This is a genomic window from Bradyrhizobium sp. IC4059 (assembly GCF_020193615.1).
GTDB classification, from domain to species: domain Bacteria; phylum Pseudomonadota; class Alphaproteobacteria; order Rhizobiales; family Xanthobacteraceae; genus Bradyrhizobium; species Bradyrhizobium yuanmingense.
Genome location: NZ_JADYVH010000004.1, coordinates 357,150 through 373,607, shown reverse-complemented (window position 1 = coordinate 373,607; position 16,458 = coordinate 357,150). Strand labels below are relative to the sequence as shown.

Below are 16,458 nucleotides of genomic sequence, written 5' to 3'. Positions count from 1 at the left end.
GGGGATTTCACGATGATCACGAGACCACCCCAGCTTCGCAAGCGCGCCATCAGCCTCGGTGGCGCGCTCATCGGCCTCGCGCTCGCGGTCGGGGGCTGCCAGCACGACGAAGTCCTCACGGCGTCCATTCCCGACGACTACAAGCAGCGCCATCCGATCGCGGTCGAGGAGCAGAATCGCTCGATCGTAGTCTTCGTGGGTCATGCCCGCGGCGGATTAACCGCGGCCCAACGCGCTGACGTGATGGGCGTGGCATCGGCGTGGTTGCAAGAAGGCACCGGCGCGATTCGCATCGACGTGCCTTCCAATACGCCCAATGCTCGCCCGGTCGCCGATACGATGCGTGAGATCCAGGCGATGCTGGCGGCGGCAGGCGTTCCGCCGCGCGGCGTCAGCCTTCACCCCTACCAGCCGCAAGACAAGCGCTTCCTCCCCCCGATCCGGCTCACCTATTCCAGGATTGCCGCAGTCGCCGGTCCCTGCGGCCTGTGGCCGGAAGACATCGGACCCTCGATGAAGAACAAGCGCTGGTTCGAGAACAAGGACTATTACAACTACGGCTGCGCTTATCAGCGCAACCTCGCGGCCATGGTCGACAATCCGTCGGATCTTGAGCAGCCGCGGCCCGAAACTCCGTCATACACGCCGCGGCGCATCACCGGGTTCGAGAAGTATCGCAAGGGAACGACGACGGCGACCACCTATCCCGAGGCCGACAGGGCCAAACTCAGCGACACCGGCAAATGATCAGTTACGCGCGCCAGACACACGAAGAGCAGCCGGCAGCAGCTCCTCCGCCGGTCGAGGAGCATATTGGGCCCGCGCCGCGCGTCTCGGTTCAGGCCTTCTGCGAAACCGTGGAGACGGCCGCCGCGGTGCAGTCGGCCGGCGAGGATCGCCGTCTCGGCAAGGCTCATCTGAAGATCCAGATGGGCGGCATGGCGGCCGCGATCGAAGCCTACCGCTCGGCTCCCACGCCGAACGTGATCGTGCTCGAGAGCGACGGTCGCAACGACCTGCTGGGCGGACTCGACCAGCTTGCCACCGTCTGCGATGCCGGCACCCGCGTGGTGGTGATCGGCCGCATCAACGACGTCACGCTCTATCGCGAGCTGGTGCGCCGCGGCGTCAGCGATTACGTGCTCGCGCCGGTCGGCGCGATCGACGTCGTACGCTCGATCTGCAACCTGTTCTCGGCCCCCGAAGCCAAGGCAGTCGGCCGCATCATCGCCGTGGTCGGAGCCAAGGGTGGCGTCGGGGCTTCGACCATCTCGCACAACGTCGCGTGGGCGATCGCGCGAGACCTCGCGATGGACGCCGTCGTCGCCGATCTCGACCTCGCCTTCGGCACGGCCGGGCTCGACTACAACCAGGATCCGCCGCAGGGTATCGCCGACGCCGTGTTCTCGCCTGACCGCGTTGACACCGCGTTCATCGACCGCCTGCTGTCGAAATGCACCGACCATCTCAGCCTGCTGGCGGCGCCTGCGACGCTCGACCGGGTCTATGATTTCGGCACTGACGCTTTCGATGCCGTATTCGACACGCTGCGCTCCACCATGCCCTGCATCGTGCTCGACGTTCCGCATCAATGGTCGGGCTGGACCAAGCGCGCCTTGATCGGGGCGGACGACATCCTGATCGTGGCCGCGCCAGACCTCGCCAATCTGCGCAATACCAAGAACCTGTTCGATCTGTTGAAGGCCGCGCGCCCCAACGACCGGCCGCCGCTCTACTGCCTGAACCAGGTCGGCGTGCCGAAACGGCCCGAGATCGCCGCCGCGGAGTTCGCCAAGGCAATCGAGAGCCAGCCGGTCGTCTCGATCCCGTTCGAACCGCAGATCTTCGGCTCGGCGGCCAACAACGGCCAGATGATCGCGGAGATCTCCGCCAACCACAAGTCGATCGAGATGTTCCTGCAGATCGCCCAGCGCCTGACCGGCCGCAGCGAGACCAAGAAGCAAAAGTCGTCCCTGCTTTCACCTCTGATTGAGAAGTTGCGGGGAAGATAAGCCGCCGCATGGAGTTGTTAAGTGTTCGGTAAGCGTAGCGGAACAGACACCGACCTTCGGGCACCCAAGCCCGGCGCCGTGTCGCTCGAGCCTGCCCCGGCTCAGGCGCCGACGGTTTCGCGCGCTCCGCCTCCGCCGGCCGTCGCCTCGCCGCCGCTTGCGCCCGCCAAGGCTCCGCCGCCTCCGGCCATGGAGAGCCGGCGTTCGGACAATTATTACGAGGTCAAGGCGACCATCTTCGGCGCGCTGATCGAGGCCATCGACCTCGCCCAGCTCGCCAAGCTCGATTCGGAGTCCGCGCGCGAGGAAATCCGCGACATCGTCAACGAGATCATCGCGATCAAGAACATCGTGATGTCGATCGCCGAGCAGGAGGAGCTGCTCGACGACATCTGCAACGACGTCCTCGGTTACGGCCCGCTCGAGCCGCTATTGTCGCGCGACGACATCGCCGACATCATGGTCAATGGCGCCAACACCGTCTACATTGAGGTCGGCGGCAAGATCCAGCGTACCGGCATCCGCTTCCGCGACAACCAGCAGCTTCTCAACATCTGCCAGCGCATCGTCAGCCAGGTCGGCCGGCGCGTCGACGAATCCTCGCCGATCTGCGACGCGCGCCTCGCCGACGGCTCCCGTGTCAACGCCATCGTGCCGCCGCTGTCGATCGACGGCCCCGCGCTCACCATCCGCAAATTCAAGAAAGACAAGCTGACGCTGGATCAGCTTGTTAAGTTCGGCGCGATCACGCCGGAAGGCGCCGAGATCCTTCAGATCATCGGCCGCGTCCGCTGCAACGTGCTGATCTCCGGCGGTACCGGCTCGGGCAAGACGACCCTGCTCAACTGCCTCACCAACTACATCGAGCACGACGAGCGCGTCATCACTTGCGAGGACGCCGCCGAGCTCCAGCTGCAGCAGCCTCACGTGGTGCGGCTGGAAACCCGTCCGCCCAACATCGAGGGCGAGGGCCAGGTCACGATGCGCGAATTGGTGCGCAACTGCCTGCGTATGCGTCCCGAACGCATCATCGTCGGCGAGGTCCGCGGACCGGAAGCCTTCGACCTGCTGCAGGCCATGAACACCGGCCATGACGGCTCGATGGGCACGCTGCACGCCAACAACCCGCGCGAGGCGCTGTCGCGCTGCGAATCCATGATCACGATGGGCGGCTTTTCCCTTCCGTCGCGAACAATTCGCGAGATGATCTGCGCCTCGATCGATGTCATCATTCAGGCCGCGCGCCTGCGCGACGGCTCCCGCCGCATCACCCACATCACCGAGGTGATGGGCATGGAAGGCGACACCATCATCACCCAGGACATCTTCCTCTACGACATGGTCGGCGAGGACGCCAACGGCAAGATCATCGGCCGGCACCGCTCAACCGGCATCGGCCGTCCGAAGTTCTGGGAACGCGCCCGTTATTACGGCGAGGAGAAGCGCCTCGCCGCGGCGCTCGACGCGGCGGAAGTCGCGCCGAAGACGTGAGCAGATTGGCAGCGCCATGAACATGCAGGTCCTCGCCCTCGCCTTCCTCGCCACCGCAGCAGTTGGTGGCATCGCCTGGGTATTCCTCTATCCGGTGCTGTCTGGGGAGCGAAAGGCGGAAAGCCGCCGTGCCTCGGTCGCGCGCGCCGAAGCGCCCACGGCCCGGCAGGCCGAGAAAACCCAGCGCTCTCGCCGCGAGCAGGTCGAGTCCACGCTGAAGGACCTCGAGGCGCGGCGCGCCCAGGAGAAGAGCGCTCCGCTCAGCGTCCGCCTGTCGCAGGCCGGGCTCGACTGGACGCCGCAGAAGTTCTGGACCGTGTCCGCCGTGGTGGCCGGCGTTTTTTTCGCGGCCGCTATGTTCGCGGGCGGGGGCCTGATCGGCGCCGCCGGTCTTGCCTTTGCCGGCGGCTTCGGCCTGCCGCGCTGGGCACTCGGCTTCCTCAAGAAGCGTCGCGAAACCAAGTTCCTGGCTGCACTGCCCGACGCGGTCGACGTGATCGTCCGCGGCATCAAGGCAGGCCTGCCCTTGTTCGAATCGATCAAGGTCGTAGCCGCCGATTCGCCCGAGCCGCTGCGCAGCGAGTTTCTGGCCATCATCGAGACGCAGGCGATCGGCATGCCGCTGGGCGAGGCCTGCGCGCGGCTTTACGAGCGCATGCCACTGCCGGAAGCCAATTTCTTCGGAATCGTGGTGTCGATCCAGCAGAAATCGGGCGGCAACCTCTCCGAAGCGCTCGGTAACCTCTCCAAGGTGCTGCGCGACCGCAAGAAGATGAAGGAAAAGATCCAGGCGATGTCGATGGAAGCCAAGGCCTCGGCCGGCATCATCGGCTCGCTGCCGCCGATCGTGATGTTCCTGGTCTATCTCACGACGCCGCAATACATCTCGGTGCTTTGGACTCATCCCACCGGCCAGCTGATGCTGGTCGGCTGCGTCGTCTGGATGTCGATCGGCATCCTGGTGATGAAGAAGATGATCAACTTCGATTTCTGACGGTGTCGCATGGTCGAATTCCTCGTCTCGAAACTGCACGACGTCCGTTTCATGACCATGCTGCTCGCGGCCATCGCCGCGAGCGCCACCGTCTATACGCTGGTGATGCCGTTGTTCGCCGGCGAGGGCCTCTCCAAGCGCATGAAGGCGGTGGCGAGCGAGCGTGAACGCATCCGGCAGCGCGAGCGTGAGCGTCTCAACAAGAGCGAGAAGGTTTCGCTGCGCCAGACGCCGAAGCAACTCGTCTCCAAGGTGGTCGAGGACTTCAACCTGACCAAATGGCTCGCGCAGGAGGCTGCGCGGGACAAGCTCATCATGGCGGGTTACCGCGGCCAGGCGCCCTACATCACCTTCCTGTTTGCCCGCATGGTCGCCCCGATCGTGTTCTTGATCGGCTCGGCCCTCTACGTGTTCGTGATCGGAAACATGCAACAGTCGATGCCGATCAAGATCGGCATCTGTATCGGCGCCGCCTATCTCGGCCTCCAGGCGCCGATGCTGTTCCTCAGGAATGCGATCTCCAAGCGCCAGCTCTCGATCAAGCGTGCGTTTCCCGACGCGCTCGATTTGCTCCTGATCTGCATCGAATCGGGCATGTCGGTCGAGATGGCATTCCGGAAAGTTGCGACCGAAATCGTGGGCCAGTCGATTGCGCTGTCGGAGGAGTTCACCCTGACCACGGCCGAGCTGTCCTACCTGCAGGATCGCAAGGTCGCCTATGAGAACCTGGCACGGCGCACCGGGCTCGAGGGCGTCAAGTCGGTGTGTCTGGCGCTGCAACAGGCGGAACGATACGGCACTCCGCTCGGCCATTCCCTGCGCGTCATGGCGCAGGAAAATCGCGACATGCGCATGAACGAGGCCGAGAAGAAGGCGGCCGCGCTGCCGCCGAAGCTCACGGTGCCGATGATCCTGTTTTTCCTGCCTGTGCTGTTCGTGGTCATTCTCGGACCCACCGCCATCAAGGTCACCGAGATGCAATGAGCCGGGCTGGACCGTACGGTCCGCCACCAAGGCCAGGAAGTCAGATGATCAGCCGGGCTGGCTCAGCGAAGCGACCGGCGTCCGCTTCGGCGCGCCGCGCGGGGCCTCGCTACGGCTCAGCATCTCCTTGAGATAGGCGACATTGGCCGCAGCTTGGTCCGGCGGCAGGTCCGCCTTGACGATGGTCTCCGCCTCCGCGAAGCGGCCCTGCAGGCCGACGACCAGGCCGAGGTTCTGCCGGACCCGGGCGCTGGCACGCGGCGAGGCATGCGCCTGCCGCAGCGCCTCTTCCGCCTTCGGCAGCTCTTTCGATAGCATGTAGGACAGGCCGAGGTTGGAGAGCACGCCGGGATCACCCGGTGCGATCTTGAGCGCGCTCGCGTAATAGGATCGCGCCTCCTCATGACGGCCCATCTGGTCGAGCGCGGTGCCCTGCACCGAGAGCAGGCGCCAGTCCGGATTGTCGGGCGAATGCGCCTTCGACAGCACGTCGAAGGCCTGCTGGAAATTGCCGTTGTCGGCGAGTGCGCGGCCGTACTGGGCAAGCAGCGCCTTGTTGCCGGGGTTGGCGATCGTCGCCTGCTCGAGCACGGCGGCGGCCTGGGCGCGCTGGCCGTTGGCACGCAAGGCCTGTCCATAGGCGAGCGCGGCGTCGGCATCTTTGGGATTGGCGCGGTAGCGCTCGCCATAGGCTTCGACCGCACGCGCCGGATCGGTGGGCGCGCGATCGGCGGAGGCCGCGTCCGCCCGGGGGCCGACCGAGCCCGTCACCTCCGAGAGCTTCGACATCGCCGTGCAGCCGCCGAGGCACATCGCCACTGTCGCGACCAGCGACGTCGAAGCAAGTAGCCGGGTAAGCCTGATCCGTTGATGCATGACGCTTTGACTCTCGAGCTGCTCGATCGAGCCGAACGTGTCAGCAGTAGAATGTTAACCCTAACGGCCGGTTAACAGCGCTTAGACGCGCTTCTCTCACGCCGGCGATGGTTGCGGCGGCGCTTTGCCGCCGAGGCCGAGATCGGGGCCGAGCGCCTGCACCTGCTGATCCAGCTCCAGCAGCAGTTGCAGCCTCTGCCGCCCCCGCCGCTGAACGTCGACACCTTCAGAAGGCAGCCGCGGCACCTGACGCAGGAAGTCGTTACAATTGATCAGGCCTCTCCCGTAGAGCTCATCGAGCTGAGCGCGATCGATGCCGAGCACGTCAGCGGATTGCTCGATCAATCGGCCGAGCAACGTCTTCACCGCGGCGAGCGCGTCGCTGTCGAATCCCGGCCGGGATCTCGCGGCCTTACGCTCGAGCTCCGCCCAGGCATGGGCCGAGACCATGTAGGTGTAGAGCGCTATCGCCCAGTTCGGCTCCGCCTCATCGTAAAAGCTGCCACGCATGAACAGCCGGCGGACGATCGCCGCGACCTGGTCGCGTTTCAGTGTGCGGGACGAGGCCGCCTCGATCGCCGACTGGACGGCCGGATCGCGGGAAAAATCCCGCCCCGCCGGCAGCCTGATGACGCCGCCCGGCAGGTTGGAATCGAGCGGCCTGAAGGCCGCATCGTTGCGGAGCCTCGTATAGCGGGTGATCGCGAAGCGGTGCTCGTTGCGGCCGGCATGGGACGCGGGGCCGAAATGGACGAGGTTGAAACCGGCATCGTCGCCGGCTTGCCCGGTCGAGGACGGACAGGAGAGCACGTAGATCGTGCGCCAGAACGCCTCACCGCTCTCGCTCGACGTCGCACGCGGATCGGGGATGGAATAGCGGGTCAGCCCCTCGACATGGCGATGACCGTGCAGAACCAGATCGACGTTGAGCGAGGTGGCGGCCTCGAGGAAGGTCGCGGGTGCGGCGAGATACATCAGCGGCTCGTCCGGCATGCCTAGAAAGCGCTTTCCTTCGCCGGTGGCCTGCGGCAGTGGGTGATGGTGCAGGGCCAGCACACGAACCAGATTTTCCGCCGGCTCGGCGTAGTCGGCGCGCCCGGCCGAACCGATGCTTCCCGCGACCTCGGCGCTCAGCCGGGCAGAATCGGCGACCATCGCCTTGTAAGCGCTCTCGTCGATCTTGCCGCTCGCGAGCGCCTTCAAGTTGGCGCGATTGGAATCGAGCAGCACCAGGTCGAGGCCTGCCTGACGGTAATAGACATTCTTCGCGGTCCGCGGCAGGTGCAGGTAGTCGTAGGCGTCGTGACGGCCCGCACGCTGGTTCGGCCGCTTGACGTCGTGATTGCCTGCCACGGCTTGGATGTCGGTGAATAGCCCCGTCTGCCGGAAGCATGCGATGACGGCGAGCGCCTCGTCGAGCGCGCGCGGCGTTGGGTCGTCCACCAGATCGCCCGTGATCAGCAGGATGCGATCGGGAACATTCGCGGCAGCCGCCATCTTCTCGCAAATCGCGGCCCTGAGCGTCTCGATGGCCGGAAGCAGCCGGCCCGACCCGTCCAGATGCAGGTCGGAAATCTGCGCAACAACGAACGATCTATCCATTTTGCGCCGCTCATCTGCATATGCTGCGCCGCCCAAACAATGAGAAAAATGCTTCGACGAGCAGATTCAGCCGTATCGACCCAACCTGGGCAGGCACCATGCCGCCGCGTGTCTGCGTTCGGGTTCATGCAGAACAAGCGACACAATCTAAAATGTTCGTCGATAATGCCACAACCGAAGCGCTAGTAAAGCCCTGGGGCCGTGGCGTTGCGAACGGCAGCTCTCGGCGTGAGATACGAGATTTGTCCGCGGACGGTTTCGTCGCGCCCGGTCGATACTCGATGGCAAGCCGCTCGCGGATCTCGTCGAGCGCATCGAACCGCATGCCCACCTTGCGGCGAGTAGCGGCTCGCTGAACGGTGACGGCAAAGCCGATTGCAGCGGCGGCCAAACTCTGCGAAGTCTCGTCCGTTCGCATGACTCGCCTGAACTGACGATCCGGACCCGCCAATGCCTTCTGTCTTCGAGACGTCATCCACCGCCACCCCGATCACCTTCGTCACCAAATCGAGCTGGGATCAGGTCGCCGAAACGCTGCCGCCGGCGCAACGCCAGTTCGCGCGTGCCAGCGCCTTCGCCGCCAAGCCGGGCAGCTATCTGGCGCTGCCCGCGACCGACGGCACCATTGCGCAGGTGCTGTTCGGGCTCGAGGAAGAGGATGCAAGATCGCGCGACCTGTTTCGGCCCGGCGCCCTGCCCGGCCTCTTGCCGCCCGGCACCTATCGGTTTGCCAATGCACCGCACGATGCGCGGCTGGCCGCGCTCGCCTTCGCATTGGGTTGCTACCGCTTTGCCCGCTACCGCAAGGCAGATCGCCCCGAGATCCGGCTGGTGCCGCCTGACAGTGTCGACGCGGCCGAGATCGAGCGGATTGCCGATGCGGCAATGCTCGCGCGCGACCTCATCAACGCGCCGTCCAACGACATGGGCCCGGATGAGCTCGCCGCAGCCGCGCAAGCGCTCGCCGCCGAGTTCGGCGCGAGCTTTTCCTGCACCGTCGGCGAGGAGCTGGCGAAGAACTTTCCGCTGATCCACGCCGTCGGCATGGCCTCCAGCCGCGCGCCACGGCTGATCGACATCGTCTGGGGCGATCCTGATCATCCCAAGGTGACGCTGGTCGGCAAGGGCGTCTGTTTCGACACCGGCGGGCTCGACCTGAAGCCGTCGAGCGGCATGCTGATCATGAAGAAGGACATGGGCGGCGCAGCCAACGTGCTGGCGCTGGCGCGCATGGTGATGGATGCGAAGCTGAAGGTGCGGCTGCGCGTGCTGATTCCGGCGGTGGAGAACGCCGTCGCCGGCAATGCCTTCCGTCCGCTCGATATCTTCACCTCGCGCAAAGGGATCACCGTCGAGATCGGCAACACCGACGCCGAAGGCCGCCTCGTGCTCGCCGACGCGCTGGCGCTGGCCGATGAGGAGAAGCCCGATCTGCTGATCGACCTGGGCACGCTGACCGGCGCGGCCCGCGTCGCACTGGGGCCGGATCTGCCGCCCTTCTACACCCATGATGAGACGCTGGCTGCCGACCTCGCGCGCTGCGCGATGAGGGAGAACGATCCGTTGTGGCGCATGCCGCTGTGGCCGCCTTACGATGCCTGGCTGGACTCCAAGACCGCCACCATCACCAATGCACCCTCGGGCGGTTTCGCCGGCTCGATCACCTGCGCGCTGTTCCTGCAACGCTTCGTCGAGCACGCCAAGAGCTGGCTCCACGTCGACATCTATGGCTGGACGCCGTCGGCGAAGCCGGCGCGGCCCGAGGGCGGCGAATGCCAGGCCGCACGCGCCATCTACGCACTGCTGAGCGAGCGCTATGCCTGATCCAGGACACGACCCGAGGCTGACGCCGGCGCGGGGCGACCTTGCCGCCAAATATCTCGAAGGCAAGGTCGAGGCGCAGCGCTTCGTCGAGGGTGACGAGTTCGAGGTCGTCGAGCCGATCGCGCCCATGCGCGAGCAGCCGTCCTCCAACGCGACGTTGATGACCGAAGCGCTGCGCGGCGAACGCGTCACCATCTACGACCGCAACGGCGAGGGTTGGGCCTGGGGCCAGCTCAGTAGCGATGGCTATGTCGGCTGGCTCCCGGATGCGGCGCTCGCAAAGCCGTCGGCCGCCCCAACGCACGTGGTCGGCGCACTGCGGACGTTTGCGTTCCCCGGCCCCTCGATCAAGCTGCCGCCGGCCGACACGCTCGTGATGGGATCGAAGCTTGCCGTGGCGCGCGAGGACGGCAGCTTCGCCGTGACGCACGACGGCAGATATCTGCCGAGAACGCATCTCATCCCGCTCGATCATCGCGAGCCGGATTTCGTCGCGGTGGCCGAGCGCTTCGTCGGCACGCCCTATCTCTGGGGCGGAAAGAGCAGCTTTGGCATCGATTGCTCCGGCCTCGTCCAGGTCTCGCTGACATCAGCCGGGATCGGCTGCCCGCGTGACAGCGACATGCAGCTCGCCGGTCTCGGCCGCACGCTGGAGCCGCATGAGCGGAGCAGCTTGCAGCGCGGCGATCTGATCTTCTGGAAAGGTCATGTCGCCATCGTGCGCGACGCCACCACCATGGTTCACGCCAATGCGCATCACATGGCAACGGTGATCGAGCCGATCGAGCCGGCGATCGCGCGGATCAAGGCGGCTGGCAGCGAGGTCGTCGCGATCAAGCGGCTCTGACGGAGCGCTACGTCGCCACCGCCCCGTTCCCGGCCGTCTCCAGCCGGAACGCGGCCGCGAACAGCGCTCGGGTGTAATCCGTCTTCGGATTCCTGAACAATTCGGCCGCCTGCCCCTCCTCGACCACCTTGCCGCCGCGCATCACGATGAGGTGGCTGGCGAGCGAGGCGACGACACGCAAATCGTGCGAAATGAACATGTAGGTGAGCTCGCGCTTGCGCTGGAGCTCGCGCAACAGATCGACCATCTGCGCCTGGAACAGCATGTCGAGCGCGCTGGTCGGCTCGTCCAGCACGACGAAATCAGGCTCCAGCACGATCGCGCGCGCGATCGAGATGCGCTGACGCTGGCCGCCGGAGAATTCGTGCGGATAGCGGAAGCGCGTCTCCGGATTGAGTCCGACATCCTCGAGTGCCTTGACCACGCGCGCCTCGCGTTCCTCGCGCGAGAGCGCCGGCTGATGCACGGACAGGCCCTCGGCGATGATGTCGGCGACCGACATGCGCGGTGAGAGCGAGCCGAACGGATCCTGAAACACGATCTGCATGTCGCGCCGGAAGGGACGCATCTCCTTGAAGCGCAGGCCCTGGATGTCGTTCCCTAAGAACACGATGCGTCCGTTCGAGGAGATCAGCCGCAGCAGCGCCAGCCCCAGCGTGGTCTTGCCCGAGCCGGATTCGCCGACCACGCCGAGCGTCTCGCCCTTGCGTACGGCGACACTGACCCCATCGACCGCCTTGATGTGACCGACCGTCTTGCGCATCAGGCCGCGCTTGATCGGGAACCAGACCTTGAGATCATTGGCCGACATCACCACCGGCGCATTCGGCTGCGGCGGCGCCGGATCGGGCTTGGGCTCCGCCGCGAGCAGGTCGCGTGTATAGGGATGTTTCGGGGTCTTGAAGACCTGCTCGACCGGACCCTGCTCGACGATCACGCCGCCCTTCATGACACAGACGGTGTCGGCAATGCGGCGCACGATGCCGAGATCGTGGGTGATGAACAGCAGGCTCATGCCGAGCCGCGCGCGGATCTCGGCGAGCAGCGCCAGGATCTGCGCCTGCACGGTGACGTCGAGCGCCGTGGTCGGCTCGTCCGCGATCAGAAGGTCCGGCTCGTTGGCGAGCGCCATCGCGATCATCACACGCTGGCGCTGGCCGCCGGAGAGCTGGTGCGGATAGCTGTTCAGCCGCGTCTCTGGATCGGGAATGCCGACCTGGGTCAAGAGCTCCAGCGTCCGCTTGCGGGCCTGCGCATTGCTGGTCGGATTGTGCAGCTGGATGATCTCGCCGATCTGCGCCTCGATCGTGTGCAGCGGATTGAGCGAGGTCATCGGCTCCTGGAAGATGATGGAGATGTCGCTGCCCCTGATCTCCCGCATCTGCTGCTCGGACTGGTCGATCAACTCCTGGCCCTTGAAGCGGATGCTGCCGGAGGGATGGGAGGCATTCGGATACGGCAGCAGCTTCAGGATCGAGAGTGCGCTGACCGATTTGCCGGAGCCGGACTCGCCGACCAGCGCGACGCATTCGCCGCGCTTGATCTGGAACGAGACCTTGTCGACCGCAAGCGTGGTGGCGCCGCCCTGGTGAAAGGCCACCGAGAGGTCGCGAACGGCGAGCAGTGGCTGGTTGATCGCATCCATGGCCTTACCTGAACGTCTTGCGCGGGTCGAAGGCGTCGCGCACGGCTTCACCGATGAAGATCAACAGCGAGAGCATGATCGCGACCGAGAAGAAGCCGGAGAAGCCGAGCCACGGTGCCTGCACATTGGCCTTGGCCTGCGAGAGCAATTCGCCGAGCGAGGGCGATCCCGGTGGCAGGCCGAAGCCGAGGAAATCGAGCGCCGTCAGCGTCATCACCGAGCTCGAAACGATGAACGGCAGGAACGTCATGGTCGCGACCATCGCGTTCGGCAGCAGGTGGCGGAACATGATCAGAGGATTGGAGACGCCGAGCGCACGTGCCGCCTGGACGTATTCGAAATTGCGCCCGCGCAGGAATTCGGCCCGCACGAGGCCAACCAGCGAGACCCAGGAGAACAGCAGCAAGATGCCGAGTAGCACGAAGAAACCGGGCACCAGCACCGAGGACAGGATCAGGAGAAGATACAGCGATGGAATCGCGGTCCAGATCTCGATGAAACGCTGGAAGATCAGATCGACCCAACCGCCGAAATAGCCCTGCACCGCACCCGCCGCGATGCCGATGACCGACGAAACGATGGTGAGGCAAAGGCCGAACAGCACCGAGATGCGGAAGCCGTAGATCAGCCGCGCCAGCACGTCGCGGCCCTGATCGTCGGTGCCGAGCCAATTGTATTCGAGATCGCGGCAGCTCTTCAGTCCCTTCTTCTCCACCACCGGCTTGCACTGCTTCTCCGTCAGCATCCAGGTCGGCGGCGACGGCGCCGGCGTCGGCAGATCGAGATTGTGAGTGTCATAGGAGTAACGGATCAGCGGCCAGACGACGCTGCCGCCCTTGTCCTTGATCAGCTTCTGCAAGTACGGGTCGCGGTAATCGGCCGCCGTCTCGAAATCGCCGCCGAACGTCGTCTCCGAATAGGTCACGAAGGCCGGCCAATATAGCCGACCGTCGAACTTGATCAGGAAGGGCCGATCGTTCGCGATCAGCTCGGCGAACAGCGAGATCACGAACAGGCCGATGAAGATCCAGAAGGACCAGTAGCCGCGGTGGTTCGCCTTGAAGTTCTGCCACCGCCGCCGGTTAAGCGGCGATGGAGCGAACGGCTTGCCCGTGATCGGAACGGCATCGCCGAGCGGCGACTTCGCTGTGGTCTCGATCGGCGTCGGCGCGGTGATCGTCATCAGACCTCCCGCGCTTCGAAATCGATCCGGGGGTCGATCCACATATAGGTCAGGTCGGAGATCAGGTTGATCACGAGGCCGACCAGCGAGAAGATGTAGAGCGTGCCGAACACCACGGGATAATCGCGATTGAGCACGCTCTCGAAGCTGAGCAGTCCGAGCCCGTCCAGCGAGAAGATGGTCTCGATCAGCAGCGAGCCGGAAAAGAAGGCGTGGATGAAAGTGCCGGGGAAGCCGGCGATCACGATCAGCATCGCGTTGCGGAAGACGTGGCCATAGAGCACCCGGTTCTCGCTGCAGCCCTTGGCGCGGGCGGTCATGACGTATTGCTTGCGGATCTCATCCAGGAACGAATTCTTGGTCAGGAACGTCATGGTGGTGAAGGCACCTAGCCCCATGGCGATAAGTGGCAACGTCAGATGCCAGAAATAATCGATGATCTTCCAATACCAGGGAAACTGCGACCAGCCGTCCGAGGTCAGTCCGCGCAGCGGGAACCAGTTGAAGAAGGAGCCGCCGGCAAACAGGATGATGAGGAGAATGGCGAACAGAAAACCGGGGATGGCATAGCCGAGCACGAGCACCGTCGAGGTCCAGGTGTCGAACCGCGCCCCGTCGTTCACGGCCTTGCGAATGCCGAGCGGGATCGAGATCAGGTAGGTCAGAAGTGTTAGCCAGAGGCCAAGCGAGATCGAGACCGGCAGCTTTTCCTTGATGAGCTGCAGCACGCTGACGTCGCGAAAATAGCTCTTGCCGAAATCGAAGCGGGCGAAGTTCCACACCATCAGCAGGAAGCGTTCCGGCGCCGGCTTGTCGAAGCCGAACTGCACTTCCAGCTTCTTGATGAAATCGGGGTCGAGGCCCTGCGCGCCGCGATATTTCGAGTTGACGGAATCGCCGCCCGCACCGACCTGCCCCGGCGCGCGCTGCGCAAAATCGCTGCCGCCCGATATGCGCGAGGTGCCGCCGGTGTCGGCGCCCGAGAGCTGCGCGATCACGCGTTCAACCGGGCCGCCGGGCGCGAATTGCACCACGACGAAGGACACGAAGAGGATCCCAAGCAGGGTCGGAATCATTAGCAGGAGGCGGCGGGCGATATAGGCGCTCATGGCTATTTTGCCTGCTCGAGCTTGGCCGCCTTGGCGGGCTCATACCACCAGATGTCGGGCGCGCCGACGCCGTTGGCATAGCGCGGCAGCTTCGGCGGATGTCCGAACTGATCCCAATAAGCCAGCCGGTGCGTCTTGTTGTACCATTGCGGCACCCAATACCGGCCGGCGCGGAACAGGCGATCGAAGGCGCGGCAGGCGACGGTCAGGTCTTCGCGGCTGTCGGCCGCCATGATCTTCTCGATCATGGCGTCGATCGCCGGACTGGCGACGCCAGCCAGATTGTACGAGCCCTTGGTGTTTGCGACCTGCGAGGAGAAGAACGCGCGCATGGCATCGCCTGGCGTCGCCGACATGCTGAAGCGCTGGATGGTCATGTCGAAATCGAAATCTTCCTGCCGGGCTTTGTGCTGTACGGCATCGACGAGGCGCACGCTCGCTTCGATGCCGAGCGTCGCGAGATTCTTGATGTAAGGCGCGTGGTGCGGCTGGAACGAGGGCTCATCCAGCAGGAACTCGATCTTGAACAATTCGCCGTTCGGCAGCACCCGCTTGCCGTCCTTGATGGGCACGCCGGCCTCGGTCAGCAATTGCTGCGCCTTGCGGAGCAGGCTGCGGTCCTGTCCGGAGCCGTCGGAGGCCGGCGGCGTGAACGGCGCCGCGAACACCTCGTCAGGAACCTGGCCGCGAAACGGCTCCAGCAGCTTCAGCTCTTCCGGCGAAGGCGGCGCATTGCCGGCCATCAGGTCCGAGTTCTGGAACGGTGACACCGTACGAGCGTAAGCGCCGTACATGATTGTCTTGTTGGTCCATTCGAAATCGAAAGCGTTGATCAGGGCCTCGCGCACGCGGGGGTCTTTGAATTTGTCGCGCCGCGTATTGATGAACCAGCCTTGCGCGCCGGAGGGCGTATCGTCGGGCACGACCTCCATCTTGACTCGGCCTTCCTTCACCGCGGGGAAGTCATAGCGCGTCGCCCAGATGCGCGAAGTGAACTCCTCGCGATAAAGATAGCTCTTGCCGGTAAAGCCCTCGAAGGCGACGTCGCGGTCGCGATAGAATTCATAGCGGACGACATCGAAATTGTAGCTGCCGCGGCAGGGCGGCAGATCAGCGGCCCACCAGTCCTTCACGCGCTCGAACTCGATGTAGCGATTGACCTCGAACCTGCCGACCCTGTACGGGCCCGAGCCGAGCGGAATCTCCAGCGACGATTCATCGAACGGGCGGGAGGCGTAGTACGCCTTCGAGAAGATCGGCAGGCTGGCGACATAGAGCGGCACGTCGCGTGCACGTCCCTTGGCGAAGGTGACGACGAGCGTCGCATCGTCGAGGGCTTCGGCACTGACCATGTCGCGCATCTGCACGGTGATCAGCGGATGCCCCTTGGTCTTCAGAGTCGTCAGCGAATAGGCTGCATCGTGGGCGGTGAGCCTGGTCCCGTCGTGGAATTTCGCCTCGGGTCGCATCGCGAAGCGGTAGACCAGCTTGTCCGGCGATATCTGCACGGATTTGGCCGCCAACCCGTACATTGCGTCGGGCTCGTCAGCTGCGCGGATCATCAGCGGCGAGAACGTCATACCCATACCTTGTGCGCCGTCGCCTTTCAGGATGAAGGCGTTGAGCGAGTTGAAGGTCTGGTAGGACTGATTGTAGGCCCGCACCGACGGGATTAGCGAGAACGTGCCGCCTTTCGGCGCGTCGACATTGACGTAATCGAAATGACGGAAGTCGGCGGGATATTTGAGATCGCCGAATGCCGACATGCCGTGCGCCTCGGTCGCCGCTTCCGATGCTCGCGCGCTGCGCAGCAGCGGCGCGCCGACGGACGCCCCGACGGCGCCGCCAACACCCAGGACCAGCACATGGCGGCGTGACATCTGCGTCATGC

13 protein-coding genes are annotated in these 16,458 nt (G+C 64.8%); 7 read left to right on the top strand and 6 right to left on the bottom strand.

The features are described 5' to 3' along the window. Positions 1 to 12: 12 nt before the first annotated feature. From I6F12_RS15255 to I6F12_RS15235, 5 genes are read left to right on the top strand one after another with little or no spacing between them, the layout of a single operon-like run. A complete protein-coding gene (locus tag I6F12_RS15255; protein ID WP_035998073.1) occupies positions 13 to 747 on the top strand; it encodes a CpaD family pilus assembly protein in 735 nt (244 codons plus the stop codon). Then, a complete protein-coding gene (locus I6F12_RS15250) occupies positions 744 to 2,012 on the top strand; it encodes an AAA family ATPase (protein ID WP_225156752.1) in 1,269 nt (422 codons plus the stop codon). The genes I6F12_RS15255 and I6F12_RS15250 overlap by 4 nt, the downstream gene beginning before the upstream one ends. Positions 2,013 to 2,033: 21 nt before the next feature. Further along, positions 2,034 to 3,503: a CpaF family protein gene (locus tag I6F12_RS15245; RefSeq protein ID WP_035998067.1), complete on the top strand. Its 1,470-nt coding sequence runs from the start codon at positions 2,034 to 2,036 to the stop codon at positions 3,501 to 3,503. Positions 3,504 to 3,519: 16 nt separating this feature from the next. Continuing rightward, a complete protein-coding gene (locus I6F12_RS15240) occupies positions 3,520 to 4,497 on the top strand; it encodes a type II secretion system F family protein (RefSeq protein ID WP_057028159.1) in 978 nt (325 codons plus the stop codon). Between the two features lie 9 nt (positions 4,498 to 4,506). Then, the gene (locus tag I6F12_RS15235) at positions 4,507 to 5,481 is read left to right on the top strand and encodes a type II secretion system F family protein (RefSeq protein WP_035998055.1); all 975 of its coding nucleotides are present in this window, start codon (positions 4,507 to 4,509) and stop codon (positions 5,479 to 5,481) included. A gap of 48 nt (positions 5,482 to 5,529) precedes the next feature. Here the strand turns inward: I6F12_RS15235 and I6F12_RS15230 are convergent, their stop codons facing one another. Continuing rightward, entirely contained in the window at positions 5,530 to 6,357 is an 828-nt protein-coding gene (locus I6F12_RS15230) for a tetratricopeptide repeat protein (RefSeq protein ID WP_035998052.1), read from the bottom strand. A gap of 96 nt (positions 6,358 to 6,453) precedes the next feature. Further along, the gene (locus tag I6F12_RS15225) at positions 6,454 to 7,959 is read right to left on the bottom strand and encodes a metallophosphoesterase (RefSeq protein ID WP_225156751.1); all 1,506 of its coding nucleotides are present in this window, start codon (positions 7,957 to 7,959) and stop codon (positions 6,454 to 6,456) included. A 450-nt stretch (positions 7,960 to 8,409) separates the two neighbouring features. On the opposite strand from I6F12_RS15225, the gene I6F12_RS15220 reads away from it, so the two are divergent. Next, positions 8,410 to 9,783, top strand: a complete 1,374-nt coding sequence (locus I6F12_RS15220) for a leucyl aminopeptidase family protein (RefSeq protein ID WP_225156750.1) — start codon at positions 8,410 to 8,412, stop codon at positions 9,781 to 9,783. Further along, positions 9,776 to 10,630 carry a C40 family peptidase gene (locus I6F12_RS15215; protein WP_225156749.1) on the top strand — a complete coding sequence of 285 codons (855 nt, stop codon included), beginning with the start codon at positions 9,776 to 9,778 and terminating at the stop codon, positions 10,628 to 10,630. The genes I6F12_RS15220 and I6F12_RS15215 overlap by 8 nt, the downstream gene beginning before the upstream one ends. Positions 10,631 to 10,637: 7 nt before the next feature. On the opposite strand, the gene I6F12_RS15210 is transcribed toward I6F12_RS15215, so the two are convergent. From I6F12_RS15210 to I6F12_RS15195, 4 genes are read right to left on the bottom strand one after another with little or no spacing between them, the layout of a single operon-like run. After that, complete coding sequence (locus I6F12_RS15210; RefSeq protein ID WP_036021581.1) at positions 10,638 to 12,275, bottom strand: ABC transporter ATP-binding protein; 1,638 nt, start codon at positions 12,273 to 12,275, stop codon at positions 10,638 to 10,640. A 4-nt stretch (positions 12,276 to 12,279) separates the two neighbouring features. Then, the gene (locus tag I6F12_RS15205; RefSeq protein ID WP_225156748.1) at positions 12,280 to 13,458 is read right to left on the bottom strand and encodes an ABC transporter permease; all 1,179 of its coding nucleotides are present in this window, start codon (positions 13,456 to 13,458) and stop codon (positions 12,280 to 12,282) included. Next, on the bottom strand, positions 13,458 to 14,567 hold the full coding sequence (locus I6F12_RS15200) for a microcin C ABC transporter permease YejB (protein WP_035998032.1): 1,110 nt from the start codon (positions 14,565 to 14,567) through the stop codon (positions 13,458 to 13,460). Before I6F12_RS15200 ends, I6F12_RS15205 begins: the two co-directional genes overlap by 1 nt. A 2-nt stretch (positions 14,568 to 14,569) precedes the next feature. Beyond that, a complete protein-coding gene (locus I6F12_RS15195) occupies positions 14,570 to 16,456 on the bottom strand; it encodes an extracellular solute-binding protein (RefSeq protein ID WP_225156747.1) in 1,887 nt (628 codons plus the stop codon). Positions 16,457 to 16,458: the final 2 nt, after the last annotated feature.

Bases quoted from the DNA above. Each gene is read 5' to 3' on its own strand.
- I6F12_RS15255 (WP_035998073.1), top strand. From the start codon at position 13: ATGATCACGAGACCACCCCAGCTTCGCAAGCGCGCCATCAGCCTCGGT.
- I6F12_RS15250 (WP_225156752.1), top strand. From the start codon at position 744: ATGATCAGTTACGCGCGCCAGACACACGAAGAGCAGCCGGCAGCAGCT.
- I6F12_RS15240 (WP_057028159.1), top strand. From the start codon at position 3,520: ATGAACATGCAGGTCCTCGCCCTCGCCTTCCTCGCCACCGCAGCAGTT.
- I6F12_RS15235 (WP_035998055.1), top strand. From the start codon at position 4,507: ATGGTCGAATTCCTCGTCTCGAAACTGCACGACGTCCGTTTCATGACC.
- I6F12_RS15230 (WP_035998052.1), bottom strand. From the start codon at position 6,357: ATGCATCAACGGATCAGGCTTACCCGGCTACTTGCTTCGACGTCGCTG.
- I6F12_RS15225 (WP_225156751.1), bottom strand. From the start codon at position 7,959: ATGGATAGATCGTTCGTTGTTGCGCAGATTTCCGACCTGCATCTGGAC.
- I6F12_RS15220 (WP_225156750.1), top strand. From the start codon at position 8,410: ATGCCTTCTGTCTTCGAGACGTCATCCACCGCCACCCCGATCACCTTC.
- I6F12_RS15215 (WP_225156749.1), top strand. From the start codon at position 9,776: ATGCCTGATCCAGGACACGACCCGAGGCTGACGCCGGCGCGGGGCGAC.
- I6F12_RS15210 (WP_036021581.1), bottom strand. From the start codon at position 12,275: ATGGATGCGATCAACCAGCCACTGCTCGCCGTTCGCGACCTCTCGGTG.
- I6F12_RS15205 (WP_225156748.1), bottom strand. From the start codon at position 13,458: ATGACGATCACCGCGCCGACGCCGATCGAGACCACAGCGAAGTCGCCG.
- I6F12_RS15200 (WP_035998032.1), bottom strand. From the start codon at position 14,567: ATGAGCGCCTATATCGCCCGCCGCCTCCTGCTAATGATTCCGACCCTG.
- I6F12_RS15195 (WP_225156747.1), bottom strand. From the start codon at position 16,456: ATGACGCAGATGTCACGCCGCCATGTGCTGGTCCTGGGTGTTGGCGGC.